Annotated in this window: 14 protein-coding genes and 1 other RNA gene; 9 read left to right on the top strand and 6 right to left on the bottom strand. The window is 65.8% G+C overall.

The genetic code is table 11. The features are described from left to right. The first annotated feature begins 254 nt into the window (after positions 1-254). From ABXS05_RS27870 to ABXS05_RS27855, 4 genes are all read left to right on the top strand, one after another. Positions 255-2,027, top strand: a complete 1,773-nt coding sequence (locus ABXS05_RS27870) for an alkaline phosphatase (protein ID WP_367626120.1) — start codon at positions 255-257, stop codon at positions 2,025-2,027. A gap of 161 nt (positions 2,028-2,188) precedes the next feature. Next, entirely contained in the window at positions 2,189-2,638 is a 450-nt protein-coding gene (locus tag ABXS05_RS27865) for a hypothetical protein (RefSeq protein WP_367626119.1), read from the top strand. 4 nt (positions 2,639-2,642) lie between these two features. Continuing rightward, entirely contained in the window at positions 2,643-3,332 is a 690-nt protein-coding gene (locus ABXS05_RS27860) for an ABC transporter ATP-binding protein (protein ID WP_367626118.1), read from the top strand. After that, positions 3,329-4,621: an FtsX-like permease family protein gene (locus tag ABXS05_RS27855; protein WP_367626117.1), complete on the top strand. Its 1,293-nt coding sequence runs from the start codon at positions 3,329-3,331 to the stop codon at positions 4,619-4,621. The genes ABXS05_RS27860 and ABXS05_RS27855 overlap by 4 nt, the downstream gene beginning before the upstream one ends. 114 nt (positions 4,622-4,735) lie before the next feature. Here the strand turns inward: ABXS05_RS27855 and ABXS05_RS27850 are convergent, their stop codons facing one another. The 4 genes from ABXS05_RS27850 to ABXS05_RS27835 all read right to left on the bottom strand — a co-directional run bounded on the left by ABXS05_RS27850 (position 4,736) and on the right by ABXS05_RS27835 (position 8,460). Then, positions 4,736-5,689 carry an acetyl-CoA carboxylase carboxyltransferase subunit alpha gene (locus ABXS05_RS27850; protein WP_367626116.1) on the bottom strand — a complete coding sequence of 318 codons (954 nt, stop codon included), beginning with the start codon at positions 5,687-5,689 and terminating at the stop codon, positions 4,736-4,738. 136 nt (positions 5,690-5,825) lie between these two features. Beyond that, positions 5,826-6,614: an SDR family NAD(P)-dependent oxidoreductase gene (locus tag ABXS05_RS27845; protein WP_311937731.1), complete on the bottom strand. Its 789-nt coding sequence runs from the start codon at positions 6,612-6,614 to the stop codon at positions 5,826-5,828. Next, positions 6,611-7,099 (bottom strand): tellurite resistance TerB family protein, encoded by a 489-nt coding sequence (locus ABXS05_RS27840; protein WP_311937733.1) that lies wholly within the window; start codon positions 7,097-7,099, stop codon positions 6,611-6,613. Before ABXS05_RS27840 ends, ABXS05_RS27845 begins: the two co-directional genes overlap by 4 nt. 296 nt (positions 7,100-7,395) lie before the next feature. Further along, the gene (locus ABXS05_RS27835) at positions 7,396-8,460 is read right to left on the bottom strand and encodes a DUF4167 domain-containing protein (protein WP_311937735.1); all 1,065 of its coding nucleotides are present in this window, start codon (positions 8,458-8,460) and stop codon (positions 7,396-7,398) included. A gap of 492 nt (positions 8,461-8,952) precedes the next feature. Between ABXS05_RS27835 and ffs the strand changes: the two genes are divergently transcribed. From ffs to ABXS05_RS27820, 3 genes are all read left to right on the top strand, one after another. Further along, positions 8,953-9,050, top strand: an RNA gene (gene ffs, locus ABXS05_RS27830) — signal recognition particle sRNA small type. Between the two features lie 53 nt (positions 9,051-9,103). After that, complete coding sequence (locus ABXS05_RS27825; RefSeq protein WP_367626115.1) at positions 9,104-10,897, top strand: DNA polymerase III subunit gamma/tau; 1,794 nt, start codon at positions 9,104-9,106, stop codon at positions 10,895-10,897. 19 nt (positions 10,898-10,916) lie between these two features. Continuing rightward, positions 10,917-11,240 carry a YbaB/EbfC family nucleoid-associated protein gene (locus ABXS05_RS27820; RefSeq protein ID WP_311937739.1) on the top strand — a complete coding sequence of 108 codons (324 nt, stop codon included), beginning with the start codon at positions 10,917-10,919 and terminating at the stop codon, positions 11,238-11,240. 94 nt (positions 11,241-11,334) lie between these two features. Here the strand turns inward: ABXS05_RS27820 and ABXS05_RS27815 are convergent, their stop codons facing one another. Both ABXS05_RS27815 and ABXS05_RS27810 read right to left on the bottom strand, forming a co-directional pair. Next, positions 11,335-11,790 carry a carboxymuconolactone decarboxylase family protein gene (locus ABXS05_RS27815; RefSeq protein ID WP_367626114.1) on the bottom strand — a complete coding sequence of 152 codons (456 nt, stop codon included), beginning with the start codon at positions 11,788-11,790 and terminating at the stop codon, positions 11,335-11,337. 1 nt (position 11,791) lies between these two features. Beyond that, the gene (locus tag ABXS05_RS27810; protein WP_437178704.1) at positions 11,792-12,220 is read right to left on the bottom strand and encodes a cupin domain-containing protein; all 429 of its coding nucleotides are present in this window, start codon (positions 12,218-12,220) and stop codon (positions 11,792-11,794) included. A 97-nt stretch (positions 12,221-12,317) separates the two neighbouring features. Between ABXS05_RS27810 and pdxR the strand changes: the two genes are divergently transcribed. Together pdxR and ABXS05_RS27800 are read left to right on the top strand one after the other, a co-directional pair. Continuing rightward, entirely contained in the window at positions 12,318-13,730 is a 1,413-nt protein-coding gene (gene pdxR, locus ABXS05_RS27805) for a MocR-like pyridoxine biosynthesis transcription factor PdxR (protein ID WP_367626112.1), read from the top strand. A gap of 190 nt (positions 13,731-13,920) precedes the next feature. Continuing rightward, entirely contained in the window at positions 13,921-15,816 is a 1,896-nt protein-coding gene (locus ABXS05_RS27800) for a sigma-54-dependent Fis family transcriptional regulator (RefSeq protein ID WP_367626111.1), read from the top strand. Positions 15,817-16,016: the final 200 nt, after the last annotated feature.

Raw genomic sequence — 16,016 nt, 5'->3', positions numbered from 1 at the left:
GCGACATGGAGTCTTCGCCGCTCCCGGTGCCGATCGATCCATCCTCTATACTGCATGCGGAGCGGCCTGATCCTGAACCTGCTCGCTGTCATGGACCTGTCGCACGCGCTGGCTATCCCTAGCGCAAAGCGCGTTCAGGGGGAACGCGTTCTCCTCAAGCTCTTTGTTTGGACGCGTCCTTGCAAGTACGGCTGCTTGGCCACACCGCAAGACGCTTCGGCGACAAAGTCTGCTCGCATCGCGAAAGGATTGCCATGCGCACGCTCCTCGCCGCTCTTGCGGTCACCACCATGCTGATCGGTCCCAGCCAGGCCGCGGGCATCTATCCGCTCGACCGCGCCACCATCCTGGCCGGCTCGCCCTTCGACTTCAAGGCCGAGTTCGCCGGCACCGTGAAGCCGGAGGATGTGCGCGTCACCGTCAACGGGCAGGACTACAAGGGTGTGTTCGGCAAGGACGTCGAGTTCGTCGCCTCCGAAAAGGGCAAGGACGACAAGGATCTCGGCTCGGCAGTGCTGCTGCGCGGCCTCACCCTCAGCGTGCCCGGCAGCTACAAGGTCGAGGTTTCGGCCGGCGGCCAGAGCCGCAGCGTGACCTGGGACGTCTTCGGCACTGCCGCCACGCCCAAGGCCAAGAACATCATCTTCCTGCTGGGTGACGGCCTGACGGTCGCCAACCGCACCGGCGCTCGCATCATGTCCAAGGGCATGACCGAGGGCAAGGCCAATGGCCGCCTCGCCATGGACGATCTCGACCACATGGCCTTCATCGGCACTTCGTCGACGGATGCCATTGCCACCGACAGCGCCAACACGATGTCGGCCTACATGACCGGTCACAAGACGGCGGTGAACGCTCTCGGCGTCTATGCCGATCGCACGCCCGCCAGCCTTGACGATCCGCGCGTCGAGACCATCGCCGAGGCGCTGCGCCGCACCGGCAAGAAGTCCATCGGCGTGGTCTCCACCGCCGAGATCGAGGACGCCACCCCGGCGGCCGTGGTTTCCCATACCCGCAAGCGCGCCGACAAGGCCGAGATCGTCGGCATGTTCTACGACGTGAAGCCCGAAATCATCCTGGGCGGCGGCTCGGCCTATTTCCTGCCGAAGTCGACCACCGGCTCCAAGCGCAAGGACGACAAGGACTATATCCAGCTCTTCAAGGATGCCGGCTACACGCTGGCCACCGACAAGGACAGCCTCGCTGCCGCCTCCGGCACCAATACCGGCAAGATCCTCGGCCTGTTCCACACCGGCAACATGGATGTGGCACTCGACCGCAACCTGCTCAAGAAGGGCACGGTGGGCAAGTTCCCCAACCAGCCCGGCCTGGTCGACATGACCAAGACGGCCCTCGACCAGCTTTCCAAGAATCCGGAAGGCTTCTTCCTGATGGTGGAAGCCGCCTCGATTGACAAGATGTCGCATGCCCAGGATGGCGAGCGCTCGCTCTATGAAACCATCGAATTCGACAAGGCCGTCGGCGCGGCGCGCGAATTCGCCAAGACCCATCCCGATACGCTGATCGTCGTCACGGGCGACCACACCCATTCCATGTCGGTGATCGGCACCATCGACGACAGCAAGCCCGGCACCGACATGCGCGAAAAGGTCGGCATCTATGCCGAGGCCGGCTTCACCAATTACGAGGACAAGGACGGCGACGGCTATCCCGACAAGATCGATCCCAGCAAGCGCCTGGCGGTCGTCTACGGAAACTATCCCGACCACTACGAAACCTTCAGCCCGAAGCTGGACGGCCCCTATGAGCCGGCCATCCAGAACGAGAAGAAGGAATATGTCGCCAATCCCGCCTACAAGGACGTGCCCGGCGCCGTCTTCGTCCAGGGCAACATCCCACGCAACAACGACAGCACCGCCCACGCCGTCGACGACATCGTGCTGCAGGCTACCGGCCCGGGTGCCGAGGGCTTCAAGGGCTATCTGGAAGAAAGCGACGTCTACCGCGTCCTGGCCGATGCCTTCGCGCTCGGTGCTTCCGGCGCCCAGAAAGCGCAGATGCAGTAAGTAACGACCTTCTCCGGGCGGCACGCCGCCCGGAAGACATCTTTCCTGGGATCGCAGGCGTCTCGCCTGCTCTTGGAACCGGTGACCTTACGGGAAAGAGCAGGCGAGACGCCTGCGATCCCAGGAGCAGAGCTGTCCCCCGCCGGTGTGAGACATATGCCATGACAACCCTGCCCCGCCGCCAGATCCTCACTTTGCTCGGGCTTTCGCCTCTTCTCCTGGCGCCGCCGGCCCTCGCGGCCCCGGCAACGCTCGGCTTCCCCGAACTCTATGGCAAGATCAGCGTGCTGGGCCTGGAGTTCTCGGCCAAGGTCAGGGAACTCGACGGCAAGGACGTGGTGATGAGCGGCTTCATGGCACCGCCCCTCAAGGCGGAAGCCACCTTCTTCGTGCTCACCGAAATCCCGATGTCGATCTGCCCCTTCTGCTCCTCCGACTCGGACTGGCCCGACAATATCGTGGTGATCTATCTCGACGAGAAGCAGACCTTCGTGCAGCCCGGCACCAGGATCGAGGTGTCGGGACGCCTGGAAATGGGGTCCTGGACCGATCCGGCAACCGGCTTTCTCAGCCGGCTGCGCCTGCGCGACGCGCGCTACTGGGTGGTCTGATCCGGTGCTGGCACTCGACCTCGAAGATATCGCCGTCTCCTTCCCTGGCCTCGCCGCCCCGGTGCTGCGCATCGACAGGCTCGCCCTCACGGCAGGCAGCCAGCTTGCCGTGACCGGCCCGTCGGGCTCAGGCAAGAGCACCTTCGTCAACGTCGTCACCGGCCTCGAGCGCGTCGGCCAGGGTCGGATACGCTGGGGCGACACCGATATCGCCAGGCTGCCGGAGGGCGCCAGGGACCGCTGGCGCGGACACAATATCGGCCTGGTCATGCAGGATTTTCATCTTTTTCTCGGTCTGTCGGCCCTGGAGAACGTGCTGTTGCCGCTGCGCCTGTCGAGGCGTGCGGGCAAAACCTCGATCGACCGCGGCCGCGCCTTGCTGGAGCGGGTCGGCCTGACCAGGCCGGATCAGGCGATCGATGGCATGTCCCGCGGCGAGATGCAGCGTGTCGCCCTCGCCAGGGCCCTGCTGCGCCGGCCGGCCGTGCTGGTGGCGGACGAGCCGACCGCGAGCCTCGATGCCGAGGCCGGCGCCGTCGTGGGCGACCTCCTCATCGAACTCGCCAGCGCGGAAGGCTCCACGCTCATCGTCGTCTCGCACGACACTACTCTGACGGGGCGACTGGCACGACGGCTGACGCTCGCCGCCGGCCGCATCGCGTCGGACGAGGTAGGAAGGGCACAGGCCGCATGATCCGCTTCATCCTCGCCGATCTGCGCCGCGTCTGGCCCGGAGCGCTGGCCGTGGTGCTGCTGGTGGCGCTGGCCACCGCGCTCGGCGTCGGCGTGGTGCTGCAGGAACGGGCGATGCGCCTCGGCAGTGCCCGTGCGGCCGACAGGTTCGACCTCGTCATCGGCGCCGCCGGCAGCGAGACCCAGCTGGTGCTGTCCTCCGTCTTCCTGCAGCCTTCGCCTTTGCCGCTGATGCCGGTGGAGACGCTGCGCAAACTCGCCTCCGATCCGCGGGTTGCCTGGGTCGCGCCGATCGGCTTCGGCGATTCCTATCAGGGCAAGCCGATCGTCGGCACTACGACAGCCCTGGTGAACGCTCTGTCCGACGGTCTTGCCGAAGGTCGAGCCTTCGCCGCCGAAGGCGAGGCTGTGGTCGGTGCAGCCGCCGGAATTCCGCTCGGCACGCGCATCAAGCCCTCACACGGCATGGCCGAGGAAGGGGGCCACGCCCATACCGAACTCGCCTATACCGTGGTGGGGCGTCTGAAGCCGAGCCATACGGCCTGGGACAAGGCGGTCCTGGTGCCGATCCAGGCCGTCTGGCACCTGCATGGGCTCGGCCATGCCGAAGAAGCGGCGGATCACGATGTCCATTCCGAGCATGAAGGCTCCAAGCCCGACGATGCCGAGCACGGCGAGGCCGGGCATGAAGAGCATGAGCATGAAGGCGCGATCGATGCGGCGGCGCCGCTCGACGAGAGCTTCGCCAAGACCGCAGCAGGAGTCCCGGCCCTTCTGGTCAAGCCCCGCACGATCGCCGATGCCTACAAGCTGCGCCAGGCCTATCGTGGCGAGGGCACGCTCGCCGTCTTCCCGGCCGAGGTGCTGACGCGGCTCTATGCCACGCTCGGCGACGCCCGCACCGTGCTGGTGGCGGTCGCGGCCGGCGCGCAGTTCCTGGTGGCGGCAGCCCTGATCTTCGTGACGGTGATCCATGTCGGCCAGCGCCGCCGCCAGATCGGCGCACTCCGGGCTCTCGGCACGCCGCGCCTGACCGTGCTCGCCATTGTCTGGTCCGAACTCTTCATCCTGCTGGCGCTCGGCATCGGAGCAGGCTTCTCGCTCGGCTATCTCGGTGCCCTGACCATATCGGGCTGGGTGACGAGCTGGAGCGGCATGGTCCTGCCGGTGGCCTTCACGCGGGCCGATCTCGGTCTCGCCGCCCTGTTGGCTGGCTTCGCCGCCCTGCTCGGCCTCGCGCCTGCCCTGCTGGCCTATCGGCAATCGCCGGCAGCGGCGCTGAGGGGGTGAGCCAGGCAGACCGGCTGGGACCGCGGACACGCCGGAGCCTTGCGGATAGGAAGAGCGGACGAGACCTCCGCGGTCCCAGCCGCAGCGTTTCCCATGCAAACTCGGCCCGAAATCCTACAGGCTGCGGCCAATCATCAGATATTTGTCCTGACGCGCCCGGATCAGGGCTTCACGGGACTGGTTGAAGAGATCGCGCAGCGAATTCTGGATGAAATCGCCGGTTGTCTCGATCGCCTTCTCGGGCGAGCGATGGGCTCCCCCTGTCGGTTCGGGAATGATCGCATCGATCACACCGAACTTCAGGAGGTCCTGCGCCGTGATCTTCATGTTGTTGGCGGCATCCTGCGCCTTGCTGGCCTCGCGCCAGAGGATGGAAGCCGCGCCTTCCGGCGAGATCACCGAATAGATGGAATGCTCCAGCATCAGCACCCGGCTCGCCGCCGCTACCGCGATGGCGCCGCCCGAACCGCCTTCGCCGATCACCACGGCGACGCTGGGCGAACCCAGCCCCAGGCAGGCGTCGGTCGAGCGGGCGATCGCCTCGGCCTGGCCGCGCTCCTCGGCATCGATGCCCGGATAGGCACCGGCCGTGTCGACGAAGGAAATCACCGGCAATTCGAAGCGGTCGGCCATTTCCATCAGTCGCACGGCCTTGCGATAGCCCTCGGGCCGCGCCATGCCGAAATTGTGCCGGATCCGGCTTTCGGTGTCGGAGCCCTTTTCATGGCCGAGGATGCAGACGGACTCGCCGCGGAAGCGTCCGAAACCGCCGATGATGGCCTCGTCATCGCCGAACTTGCGGTCACCGGCAAGCGGCGTGAAATCCTCGATCAGGGCGGCGATATAATCATTGGCATGCGGGCGCTCGGGGTGGCGGGCCACCAGGGTCTTCTGCCAGGGCGTGAGCTGGGCGTAGAGGTCGCGCAGCGCCTGGTTTGCCTTGGCCTCGAGCCGCTGGATCTCGTCCCCGATCGCCACTGCGTCACCCGACTCCCCCATCGCGCGCAGTTCCTCGACTTTGGCCTCGAGCTCGGCCACTGGTTTTTCAAAATCGAGATAGCTGCGCATGGGTGTCCAAATGACGACGAAAGGAGCCGGAAACTGGCGTCTCACGCCAGGGAAGTCAAGGAAGGGTTTCGCATATCTCCCCTTCGCACAGACCGTTCACCGCTTCATGACGAAGCGCTCGGCCCGGCGAAAGGCACTATTTCTGCCGCCTCTGCCGCTGGGCGCGAGCGAGGACAGGCAGCACCATCCGCGTCGGCAGGACCGACAGGATGGCAACCATCAGCCTCGGGATCATGCCCGGCACCACGACGGTGCGACGTCCGAAATAACCGGCGAGTCCGATATGGGCAACATCCTTTGCCGAAAGCGGGCGTGTGATGGCAATGACGCCCGACTTGCCGAACCCTGCCCGGGCGCCGAAGCGGGTCGGTACCGGACCGGGGCAAAGGGCGCAGACGCGGATGCCGCTTTCCCGCTCCTCGAAAGCCAGCGCCCGCGTCAATGACAGCACGAAGGCCTTGCTGGCATAGTAGACGGCAAGGCCCGGTCCCGGCGTGAAACCGGCGACCGAGGCGACATTGAGCACGCCGCCCTCGTTCTCGCGGATCTCGGGCAGGAAGGCGAGTGTCAGCGCCAGCAAGGCACGGCAATTGAGATCGACCATGCCGACCTGGCCAGATACCGGCAGATCCGCCATATCGCCCGCCAGGCCGAAGCCGGCATTGTTGACCAGATGCCGCACGCTGAGGTCCTGGTCACGCAACACGGCCTTGACGGCCTCGGCCGCATCGGCGCGTTCGAGATCCAACGCGGCAACCGCCACGAAGCGCCCCGTGGCTGTCGCGATCTCACTCTGGACGCGCAGCAATTCGCTCTGCGTCCGGGCGATCAGCATGAGGTCCTCACCCTGTTCGGCCAGGGCGTGGGCCAATGCTTCGCCGATGCCGCTCGATGCGCCCGTGACCAAGGCGACCGGGCGGCTCACTCGCCGGCTTCCGGCAGAAGCACGTTGTTCCGGGCGGCGGCCTTGCTGCGGATCGTGGTGCGCGCGGCTGACGGGACGTCGAGGGCCTCGGCGACGCGCCAGACGAGATTGTCCTCGAACTCGTGCAGGACGCCATCGGCGAACACGATCTCCCACATCATTTCGACGATGCGCTGGCGCCCATCGACATTGTAGGCGCGCTTCACCACGCCGGTGAAATCGTTGAAGTCGAGAGCATCGCGATTACGCTCTCCTGCCGCCGCCAGCAGGGCACGGGTCTCGTCCTCATCGAGCGAAAAGCGCTCCTGCAGCAATGCGGCCACACGTGTTTTCTCGGCCGGACTCTCGACCCCATCCACATTCATGGCATAGACGAGCAGCCCGGCGGCGGCGACGCGATGGTCGGTCTCGTCGAAGACGTAGCGTGGCCTGGCCGGCCCGCCCGGCGCAAAACTGCGTATCAACTTTTGCAAGCGAGCCAACATTGCAACATCCCGCCTCAGAACCACAACCGTGCAGACTGCGCGTTCACGGCTGAACGCGCCTTGCCCCAACTCTTCATCTCGACGCGTCTTTGCGGTTTCCGGCGATTCCGTCAAACGGCAAAGACCGTTTCCTGCGCTGGTTCCAGCCGCGCCTGCCCGGCATTGCCCAGGAGGCGATAAATAGAACCTGAGTTCAATATGCGGGGGTCCGGCATGAGTTCAACCCGCCGACAATAAAAAAGCCGGCGACCCCGCAGGATCGCCGGCTGATCAGGTAAAACCGATCGATTTAGCGCCTATTCGCTCGCGGTTTCCGCGCTCGCCTCGGCCGTTTCACTTGCAGCGGCAGCCTTCTTCGAGACACGGCGCTTGCGCGGACGCGGAGCAGCAGCTTCGGCCTCCGCTTCGGCCGCTGCGGGAGCGGCAGTGGGGGTCGCTTCTACCGGCGCGGCAACAGCCTGAACTGGCGCCGGGGCAGCCGCCGGAGCCGCAGAGGCTACCGCCGGCGTGCCGGTGATGAAGGAAGGCAAGGTGGAAAGGGCATGATCGTCATGCAAATCCGGCTGGGGCTGGTCGACCGGAACCACCGGCGCCGGCTGGAACGCGCCGCGTTCGCCTTGCCCGCGCTCGCTGAAGAGCGGCCCGTCGCCGGCATTGGCGCGGTCACGGAAGGGACGATCGCCACGATCGCCGAAACGGCGGTCACGACGGCCATGGCGCTGATTGAAGCGCGGCTCGCCGGCTCCCTCGCCTTCGGCCGCCTGGCCGTTGGCCTGCCCGTCGAACTGACGGTCACGCTGGCGCTCCTCGCGGTAGGGCCGGTCCTCGCGGGACTGCCTGTCCTCGCGCGGCTGGCGCTCCTCGCGCGGACCACGCTCGCCGTTGAAACGGTCATTGCGGTCACGGAAGCGGTGCTCACGCTCGCGGTAGGGCTGGCCGCCCTCGCCACGCTCGCCGAAATTGCGGTCACGCCCCGGCTGCACCAGGCGCGGCTGTTCGTCGAAGCCCTGGGAGCCGCCGAACTGATTCGCCGGCGTCCCGAAGCCCTGCGGCATCGAGGGGATCGGGCCCTCGAAATCGGCATCGTCACCATCTTCCTCGTCCTCGGCACCATGGCCGAAGTTCTGGTCGCTGGTGAACTGCGGCTGCGCCGCCGCGATGATGCGGAAATAGTGCTCGGCGTGCTGCAGATAGGACTCGGCCAGGATCGGGTCGCCGGAGGATTGGGCATCGCGCGCCAGCTGAACGTATTTTTCAGCGATATGGGCGGCGGTTCCGCGAACCTTCACGTCGGGGCCGTTCGACTCATAGCTCCGGCTCAGCGGGTTCGGACCCTTGCCGCCGCGTGAACGACCACGCATACGCTTTTGCTGTCCCTGCCTCATAGATTGATCTCATTCTCCGCTATAAACATGCGCAATCTCGCGAAGCGACAGCGAACCTTCGTCATGGCCATTGCATCACATCAGTCAATGCACGGGTCAGGAAAACCATAGGTTCCGCCTGCGTCGGGCGCAGCAGCACACTCCGGCAGATCGCCACCTTGGCTCTTGGTACCGGAATAGGCATTTCCATCGTTAGGGCGAACGAGCGCTTCGCTCGATGTTCGACTGAAAGTGCATCTGCACTAGAGCCGGCTCGTACTATCGACGCCAGCCCCGAACGATTTGTGTATCTCTAGATAGTCGCTCGCGCGGCAAAGTCCAAGCCCTTTTTAAAAGGCCCAAATCTTTTTTCAAAAAAATCTTGGCGCTTTTTACAGGAAATATGCCGCCCAATCGAGATTTTGCGGCTTGTGAGGTTTTTTGGCGCCTCCGCTTGTCATTCGCGCGCCGATGGCCCATATACGCGGCGGGAGGTTGGCGGTGGACGCAACACTCGCCAACCGGGTCAGGTCCGGAAGGAAGCAGCCCCAACGAGACCGCTGCGGGTCTTCGTCCAACCTCCTACCTCATGGAACGGCGGATCGCACAGGTGGCCCCTTCGAGGGATTCGGGGGAATTGATGGAAGACGCGAACACGACGCCCTCCGATACCCAGCCCTATCGCGTTCTCGCCCGCAAATATCGTCCCCAGACCTTCGATGACCTGATCGGCCAGGACGCGATGGTGCGCACCCTGTCCAACGCCTTCGAGACGGGGCGCATCCACCAGGCCTATATGCTCACGGGCGTGCGCGGTGTCGGCAAGACCACCACGGCGCGCATCCTGGCGCGCGGGCTCAATTACGAGCCGCCGGAGGGCGGCGGCAAGCCGACCATCAACATGCCGGGCCTCGGCCGACACTGCCAGGCCATCATCGACAGCCGCCACATCGACGTGATGGAGCTCGATGCCGCCTCCCATAACGGCATCGAGAACATTCGCGAGATCACCGACGGCGTGCGCTACGCTCCGGTCTCGGCGCGCTTCAAGGTCCTCATCATGGACGAAGTCCATATGGTGACCACGCAGGCCTTCAACGCCCTTTTAAAGACGCTGGAAGAGCCGCCGCCGCATGTGAAGTTCATCTTCGCTACCACCGAGATCCGCAAGGTCCCGATCACCATCCTGTCGCGCTGCCAGCGCTTCGACCTCAGGCGCGTCGACAGCGGTCTGCTCGCCCGCCATCTCGGCGCGATCTGCGAAAAGGAAAGCGTTTCGATCGACGCGGCCGCCCTGGCGATGATCGCGCGGGCCGCCGAGGGCTCGGTGCGCGACTCGCTGTCCCTGCTCGACCAGGCCATCGCCCATGGTGGCGGCACGATCGACGGCGAAAGCGTGCGCGCCATGCTCGGCCTTGCCGACCGTTCGCGCGTGATCGACCTGTTCGAGGCGGTGATGCGCGGCGACGCCGCCTCCGCCCTCGACGAGTTGCGCGCCCAATACGACCAGGGTGCCGATCCGGCGGTGGTGCTGTCGGAACTCGCCGAATTCACCCATTTCGTCACGCGCGTGAAGATCTCGCCGGCCGCCGCCAACGATGCCTCGGCCACCGAGATCGAAAAGGTGCGGGGCACCGAACTCGCCGGCAAGCTCTCGATCAAGGTGCTGACGCGCCAGTGGCAGATGCTGCTCAAGGGCATTCCCGAGACCCAGACCGCCGCCAAGCCGCTGGCCGCCGCCGACATGGTGCTGGCGCGCCTTTGCTATGCGGCCGACCTGCCCTCGCCGGACGACCTCATCCGGCAACTCACGGAAAATGGCGGCTCCCTGCCCTCGCGCGGGCCCGCGGCAGCGCCGCCGGCGCCCCCGCCGGCCGCCCCGCGGGCGCAATTGATCACCGCCGCCACCCAGGCGCAGTTCCAGCCGCAGCCCCAGCACACCCCGATGCCGGGGCCGGCCTCGGCCGCGCAACCAGGCCGCGCGCTCGCCAGCTTCGCCGAGATCGTCGGCCTCGCCATGGAAAAGCGCGACCTGCCGCTGAAGCTGGCCCTGGAGCGTTTCGTACGCCTAGTGGCCTTCGCCGATGGTCGCCTCGACATCGCCCTCGAGCCCGGTTCGCCCCAGGGCCTGGTCAACGATCTCTCGCGCAAATTGTCGGACTGGACCAACAAGCGCTGGCTGGTGGTGCTGTCCTCGGAAAAGGGCGAGGCGACCTTGCGTGAGCTCGCCGAGGCCCGGCAGGCCGCCGTACTCTCGGGCATCCGGGCCGATCCCTTCGTGCGGGCCGTGATGGAGCGCTTTCCGGGTGCGGAGATCGTCGACATCCGGGACAATGCCCCGGTGGAGACGCAATCCTTGGCGCCGGCTCCCGATGATGGCGGCGATCCCGACGACGGCGACGAGGCCGAGCCTTATTCCGCCGACGATATCTGAACACGCAGCAGGAGTTCCCATGAAAGACGTAATGGGCATGATGAAGCAGGTGCAGGCCATGCAGGCCAAGATGCAGACCCTGCAGGCCGAACTGGAACAGACGGAAGTCGAAGGCGTGGCGGGCGGCGGCCTCGTCAAGGTGCGCCTCACCGCCAAGGGCGAGATGAAGGGCGTCGAGATCGACGCCTCGCTGCTCAAGGCCGACGAAAAGGAAATCGTCGAGGACCTCGTCCTCGCCGCCCATAACGACGCCCGTGGCAAGGCCGACCGCCTGACGCAGGAAAAGATGGGCTCGATCACCGCCGGCCTGCCCATCCCGCCCGGCATGAAGCTGCCGTTCTGAGGCGAGCCCGGACGCCGGTGCCTTCGCAGCGCGACCCTAGCTTTCAAGCAAACGGCGACGCATCGCGTCGCCGTTTTCACATAATGTTCCGGCGTCAGGCAGCGGCCTTCACTGCAGCCGGCGTGTTGCGGAAGCTGATTGCCAGGCGGTTATAGGCATTCATCAAGCCGATCGCGATGGTGAGGTCGGCCACTTCCTTTTCGGAAAATACCGCCCGCACGGCCTCGAATTCGGCTTCGGGCACGGCGGTTTCGGCAACCCTGGTGACCGTCTCTGCCCAGCGAAGCGCCGCCTTCTCCTGTTCGCTGAACAAGTCGCCGGCCTCATGCCAGACCGGCACCAGCACCAGCTTCTCCTGGGGCAGGCCGTCCTTGGTGAGGTCGCGCGAATGCATGTCGATGCAATAGGCGCAGCCATTGAGCAGCGAGATCCTCAGATAGACCAGGTTGACCAGCATGCGGGGCAGGCTCTGGCTGACATAGCCATAGACGCCGCCGAGGGCTTTCATGCCGGCAGGCGCGGCGGCGTTGTAGTCGAGGCGCGGGGCCATTTCACTTCTCCTGATCATAGACGGTGAGGTTGCGGTCGCCGGTATCGGCGACGAAGACGGCGAGCAGCGAGGCGGGCTTCGTCTTGCTGGCATTCTCGCTGATCTGATGGTGGGCGCCCGGCTCCTCGAACCAGCTCTCGCCGGCGCGATAGACCTTGACCGGCCCGCCATTGACCTGGCTGCGGATCGAACCCGACAGCACATAGGCAAAGACGAAAGCCGTCCTGGAATGGGTATGCGCAGGCGACTTGCCGCCGGGAGCATAGCGCACGAGGACGCTGGTCATGGTCTTGCCAGGCACGTTGGGCAGGGCCTGCTCGAACACGGGGGCCGCGCTGGCCCCGCCAGCCTTCGATTGCGGCGAATGGGCCAGGGCTGTGGTGGCCGCAAAGGCAATACCCCCGCCGAGCAGAAAGGCTCTGGAAATCATCATCTTGGTTCCTGTCTTGCGATGACTGCAGCATGGCTTTCTTTCGGCTCACAAAAAAGCACCAAGAATTGGATGAAATACTGTACCATTCGGATGCATGAACGAGTCCTTCAAGATCAGTATCGATCGCGCCGCCCAGGCTCCGCTGGCCGTGCAGATCCATCGCAGCATCGCCACCGCCATCCTCGACGGCCGGCTGGCCAATGGCGTCCGGCTACCGTCCTGGCGCGATCTCGCGGCCCAGCTCGGCGTCGCCCGCGGTACCGTGCGCGTAGCCTATGAAAAGCTCGCCGACGAACAGCTGATCGCCGGCATGGGAGCGGCCGGCACGCGCGTGATCCACAACGCTCCCCGCGCGCCGGCCGCGGGTCGATTGCCGGAGGCTACGCCCCTACCGGCGCTCTTTCCCGATTTCGAGCGCCCGCCCGCCACCTTCCAGATGGGCGTGCCGGCTCAGGACGCCTTTCCCTTCTCGCTATGGTCGCGCATCATGGCGCGCAGTGCCCGTGCTGCCGCCGCGGCGCCGGTGAGCTATCCCGATCCGCGCGGCCATATCGAGCTCCGGCGCGAGATCGCCGCCTATCTCGCACTGGCGCGGGGCATCCAGTGCGAGCCGAGCCAGATCCTGGTGACGTCGGGCTATGCCGGTGCCCTCGGCCTCGTCCTGCGCGCCCTCGAACTCGACGGCCATAAGGCCTGGCTGGAGGATCCCGCTTTCATCCTCACCCATATCGCCCTGGAGCAGGCTCGCGTGGCGATCACGCCCGTTCCGGTCGACCACGACGGCATCGACGTAGCCGCCGGCATCCGTCTCGCACCGGACGCCGCCTTTGCGGTGGTCACCCCGGGCCAGCAGGCGCCTCTCGGCCTCACTTTGTCGCTCGAACGGCGCCTTGCCTTGCTCGATTGGGCGCAGGCGCGCCAAGCCTGGATCATCGAGGATGATTATCTCAGCGAATTGCAGCTCAGGGGGCGGGCTGCGCCGGCACTCGCCTCGCTCGACCGGCAGGGCCGGGTTCTGCATGCCGGCACCTTCAGCAAGACCATCACTCCGGCGCTGCGCCTTGGCTTCCTGGTCGTCCCGCCGCAACTGGCGGCCCGTTTCGGCGACGTCGCCGCCGCCCTCGCGCCAGCGCCGGCGGCCTCGATCCAGCGAGCCGTGGCGAGCTTCCTGGCGGAGGGGCATTATCTCAGGCATCTGCGCCGGATGAAACGCCTCTACGCCACCCGGCGCGACGCCCTCGCCTCCTGCCTCGCCGCGCGTATCGGCCCCGGCATGAAGGTCCATGCCAATGGAGGTCTTGCCGTCCTGCTCGACCTGCCCGATACGATCGACGATGTTGCCGTCTCCCATCAGGCCCTGCCTTTCGGACTAGCTCCCGTGCCGCTTTCACCCTGGTACAAGGGAGCGCGGCGAGCCGGCCTGCTGCTGGGCGTCACCAATGTCGACCCCGGGCGCATCGCCACCGATTGCGACCGCCTGCTGGCGCTGATCGCAGCCCATGGCTGACCTCGTAAGGCTCCAAGACGGTTTACATTCGCAGGCACTAGTGCACACTGCAGTGCCCGTGCCTTGGAGGCTGCGAGGTAGAATTCGATCGAGCTGGCGCGCGCCACGCAAGGTCCAAGCAAGACGACGTGATTTCTGATCCGGACGGATCAAGAAATACATTTTCCAGGGAGGCTGGCTGCACCTTCTCATGGTTTCGCATGTCGATCATATCCGCGAGATCGAAAGCGTCGGCCTGGGCGCGGCAACCATCCGCGACGCCACGGTGGTGCAAAGCTGGCTGCGCTGCATCAACAAGCACCGATTGGACCCGGCCCAGGCCTGCGAGGCCTATATCGTGCCGGATACCCAGTTGCGCGAGCATCGCCAGCAATCGGAAGAACTGATCGCAATCGCCCGCTCCGGTCTCGAAAGCCTGTTCCGCCAGGTGGCGGGACAGAACTATGTGCTGCTGCTCTCCGACAGGGCCGGCGTGACCGTGGATTTCTACGGCGACCCGCTGTTCGACAACAATCTGCGCAAGGCCGGCCTCTATATGGGCTCGGAATGGTCTGAGTCGCGGGCCGGCACCTGCGCCGTCGGTGCCTGCATCGAGGCCGGCGAGGCCCTGACCATCCATCAGACCGACCATTTCGACAATACCCACACGCCGCTCTCCTGCACCGCCGCCCCGATATACGACATCCAGGGCGGGCTTTCGGCGGTGCTCGACATCTCCCTGCTCTCCTCGCCGATCAAGAAGGCCAGCCAGAACCTGGCGCTGCATCTCGTCTCGGCCACGGTACGGCGCATCGAGCTCGCCAATCTGATGGCGCAATCGAGCCGCGAATGGGTGCTGCGCTTCTCGCGCTCCCCGGAATTTCTCGATGTCGACCCGGAAGCCGGCATTGCGATCGACGGTTCCGGCCGCATCATCGGCATGACCAATGGCGGCGCCAAGGTGCTGGCGCGCTCGGGCAATCTCGACTGGCGCGACCCACAAGCCCTGATCGGCCAGCCCCTGTCGCGCTTCTTCGACATGGATATCGACGACCTGCCCGACCTGACGCGCCAGCATCGCCCGCAGGACCGCCTGGTTTTCGCCCGCGACGGCAACGCCCTGTTCGCCCATGCGATCGAGCCCGATATCGCCGTGCGTTCGCCGGTCGGGGCACGCCACGACATTCCCGCCTCGCTGCGCAATCTCAGCGGCGGCGACGGCCAGCTCGCCGCCTTGCAGGCCAAGGTCGCCAAGCTCGCGCCCCGGCCGGTCTCGATCCTCATCCAGGGCGAAACCGGCACGGGCAAGGAATATCTGGCCCGCGCCATCCACGAGGCGAGCGGCCGGACCGGCAAATTCGTCGCGGTGAACTGTGCCGCGATCCCCGAGCCGCTGATCGAAAGCGAATTGTTCGGCCATCTGCCGGGTGCTTTCACCGGCGCGGCACCGAGGGGTCGGATCGGGTTGATCGAAGAGGCCAATGGCGGCACGCTCTTCCTCGACGAGATCGGCGACATGCCGCTGGCACTGCAGAGCCGGTTCCTGCGGGTGTTGTCGGAGCGGGAGCTGACGCCGGTGGGCGCTTCGCGGTCCAAGCCGCTGGACATAAGGGTGGTCTCTGCCTCCAACCGCCCCCTCGAGGCGCTCGCCAGGGAGGGTGGCTTTCGCGAGGATCTGCTCTATCGGCTCAATGCCGCGACGCTCGCGCTGCCCGCCTTGCGCGAGCGGTCCGACTTCGTCTGGCTGCTCGACAAGATCCTTGCCAAGCATCGCGTGAATGGCGAGGCGCTGGCGGTCGCGCCGGCAGCCCTGCTCGCGCTCAAGGCCCATCATTGGCCCGGCAATATCCGCGAACTCGACAATATCATCTCGGTCGCCGCCGTTCTGTGCCAGAACGGCGTCATCGAAGTGTGCGACCTGCCCGAAGCCCTGCTGAGGCGGGCGCTACCGCCGAGAACCGAGGAGCCGCACACCCAGAAGGCGGCCCTTGAAGCCGTGCTCGCCAGCTGCAACTGGAACGTCTCGCAGGCGGCACGCAGCCTGAGCGTCGACCGTTCCACGGTGCATCGCCAGATGAAACGCCACGGCCTGAGCCATCGCAACTGATATCGACGCGCCCAACGCTCGACCTGTCATTCCCGGCGCCGCCGCAGGCGGCGGGAGGGAGGGGAATCCAGGAACCAAGAGTCGAGCCTACCGCCCCTGGATTCCCTTCCCTCGCCACTTCGTGGCTCGCCGGGAATGACAGATCGGCTTTAATGATGCTTGCCCTGACCTGTTGCAGCACCCCTGCCACAGGTGTGGCA

It is taken from the genome of Labrys neptuniae (assembly GCF_040797145.1).
GTDB lineage: Bacteria > Pseudomonadota > Alphaproteobacteria > Rhizobiales > Labraceae > Labrys > Labrys neptuniae.
Note: the sequence above shows the minus strand (reverse complement) of the source record. Positions and strands in the feature narration are given on the sequence as shown.

Bases quoted from the DNA above. Each gene is read 5' to 3' on its own strand.
- pdxR (WP_367626112.1), top strand. From the start codon at position 12,318: ATGAACGAGTCCTTCAAGATCAGTATCGATCGCGCCGCCCAGGCTCCG.
- ABXS05_RS27855 (WP_367626117.1), top strand. From the start codon at position 3,329: ATGATCCGCTTCATCCTCGCCGATCTGCGCCGCGTCTGGCCCGGAGCG.
- ABXS05_RS27835 (WP_311937735.1), bottom strand. From the start codon at position 8,460: ATGCGTGGTCGTTCACGCGGCGGCAAGGGTCCGAACCCGCTGAGCCGG.
- ABXS05_RS27800 (WP_367626111.1), top strand. From the start codon at position 13,921: ATGGTTTCGCATGTCGATCATATCCGCGAGATCGAAAGCGTCGGCCTG.
- ABXS05_RS27825 (WP_367626115.1), top strand. From the start codon at position 9,104: ATGGAAGACGCGAACACGACGCCCTCCGATACCCAGCCCTATCGCGTT.
- ABXS05_RS27865 (WP_367626119.1), top strand. From the start codon at position 2,189: ATGACAACCCTGCCCCGCCGCCAGATCCTCACTTTGCTCGGGCTTTCG.
- ABXS05_RS27840 (WP_311937733.1), bottom strand. From the start codon at position 7,099: ATGTTGGCTCGCTTGCAAAAGTTGATACGCAGTTTTGCGCCGGGCGGG.
- ABXS05_RS27820 (WP_311937739.1), top strand. From the start codon at position 10,917: ATGAAAGACGTAATGGGCATGATGAAGCAGGTGCAGGCCATGCAGGCC.
- ABXS05_RS27850 (WP_367626116.1), bottom strand. From the start codon at position 5,689: ATGCGCAGCTATCTCGATTTTGAAAAACCAGTGGCCGAGCTCGAGGCC.
- ABXS05_RS27815 (WP_367626114.1), bottom strand. From the start codon at position 11,790: ATGGCCCCGCGCCTCGACTACAACGCCGCCGCGCCTGCCGGCATGAAA.
- ABXS05_RS27870 (WP_367626120.1), top strand. From the start codon at position 255: ATGCGCACGCTCCTCGCCGCTCTTGCGGTCACCACCATGCTGATCGGT.
- ABXS05_RS27810 (WP_437178704.1), bottom strand. From the start codon at position 12,220: ATGATTTCCAGAGCCTTTCTGCTCGGCGGGGGTATTGCCTTTGCGGCC.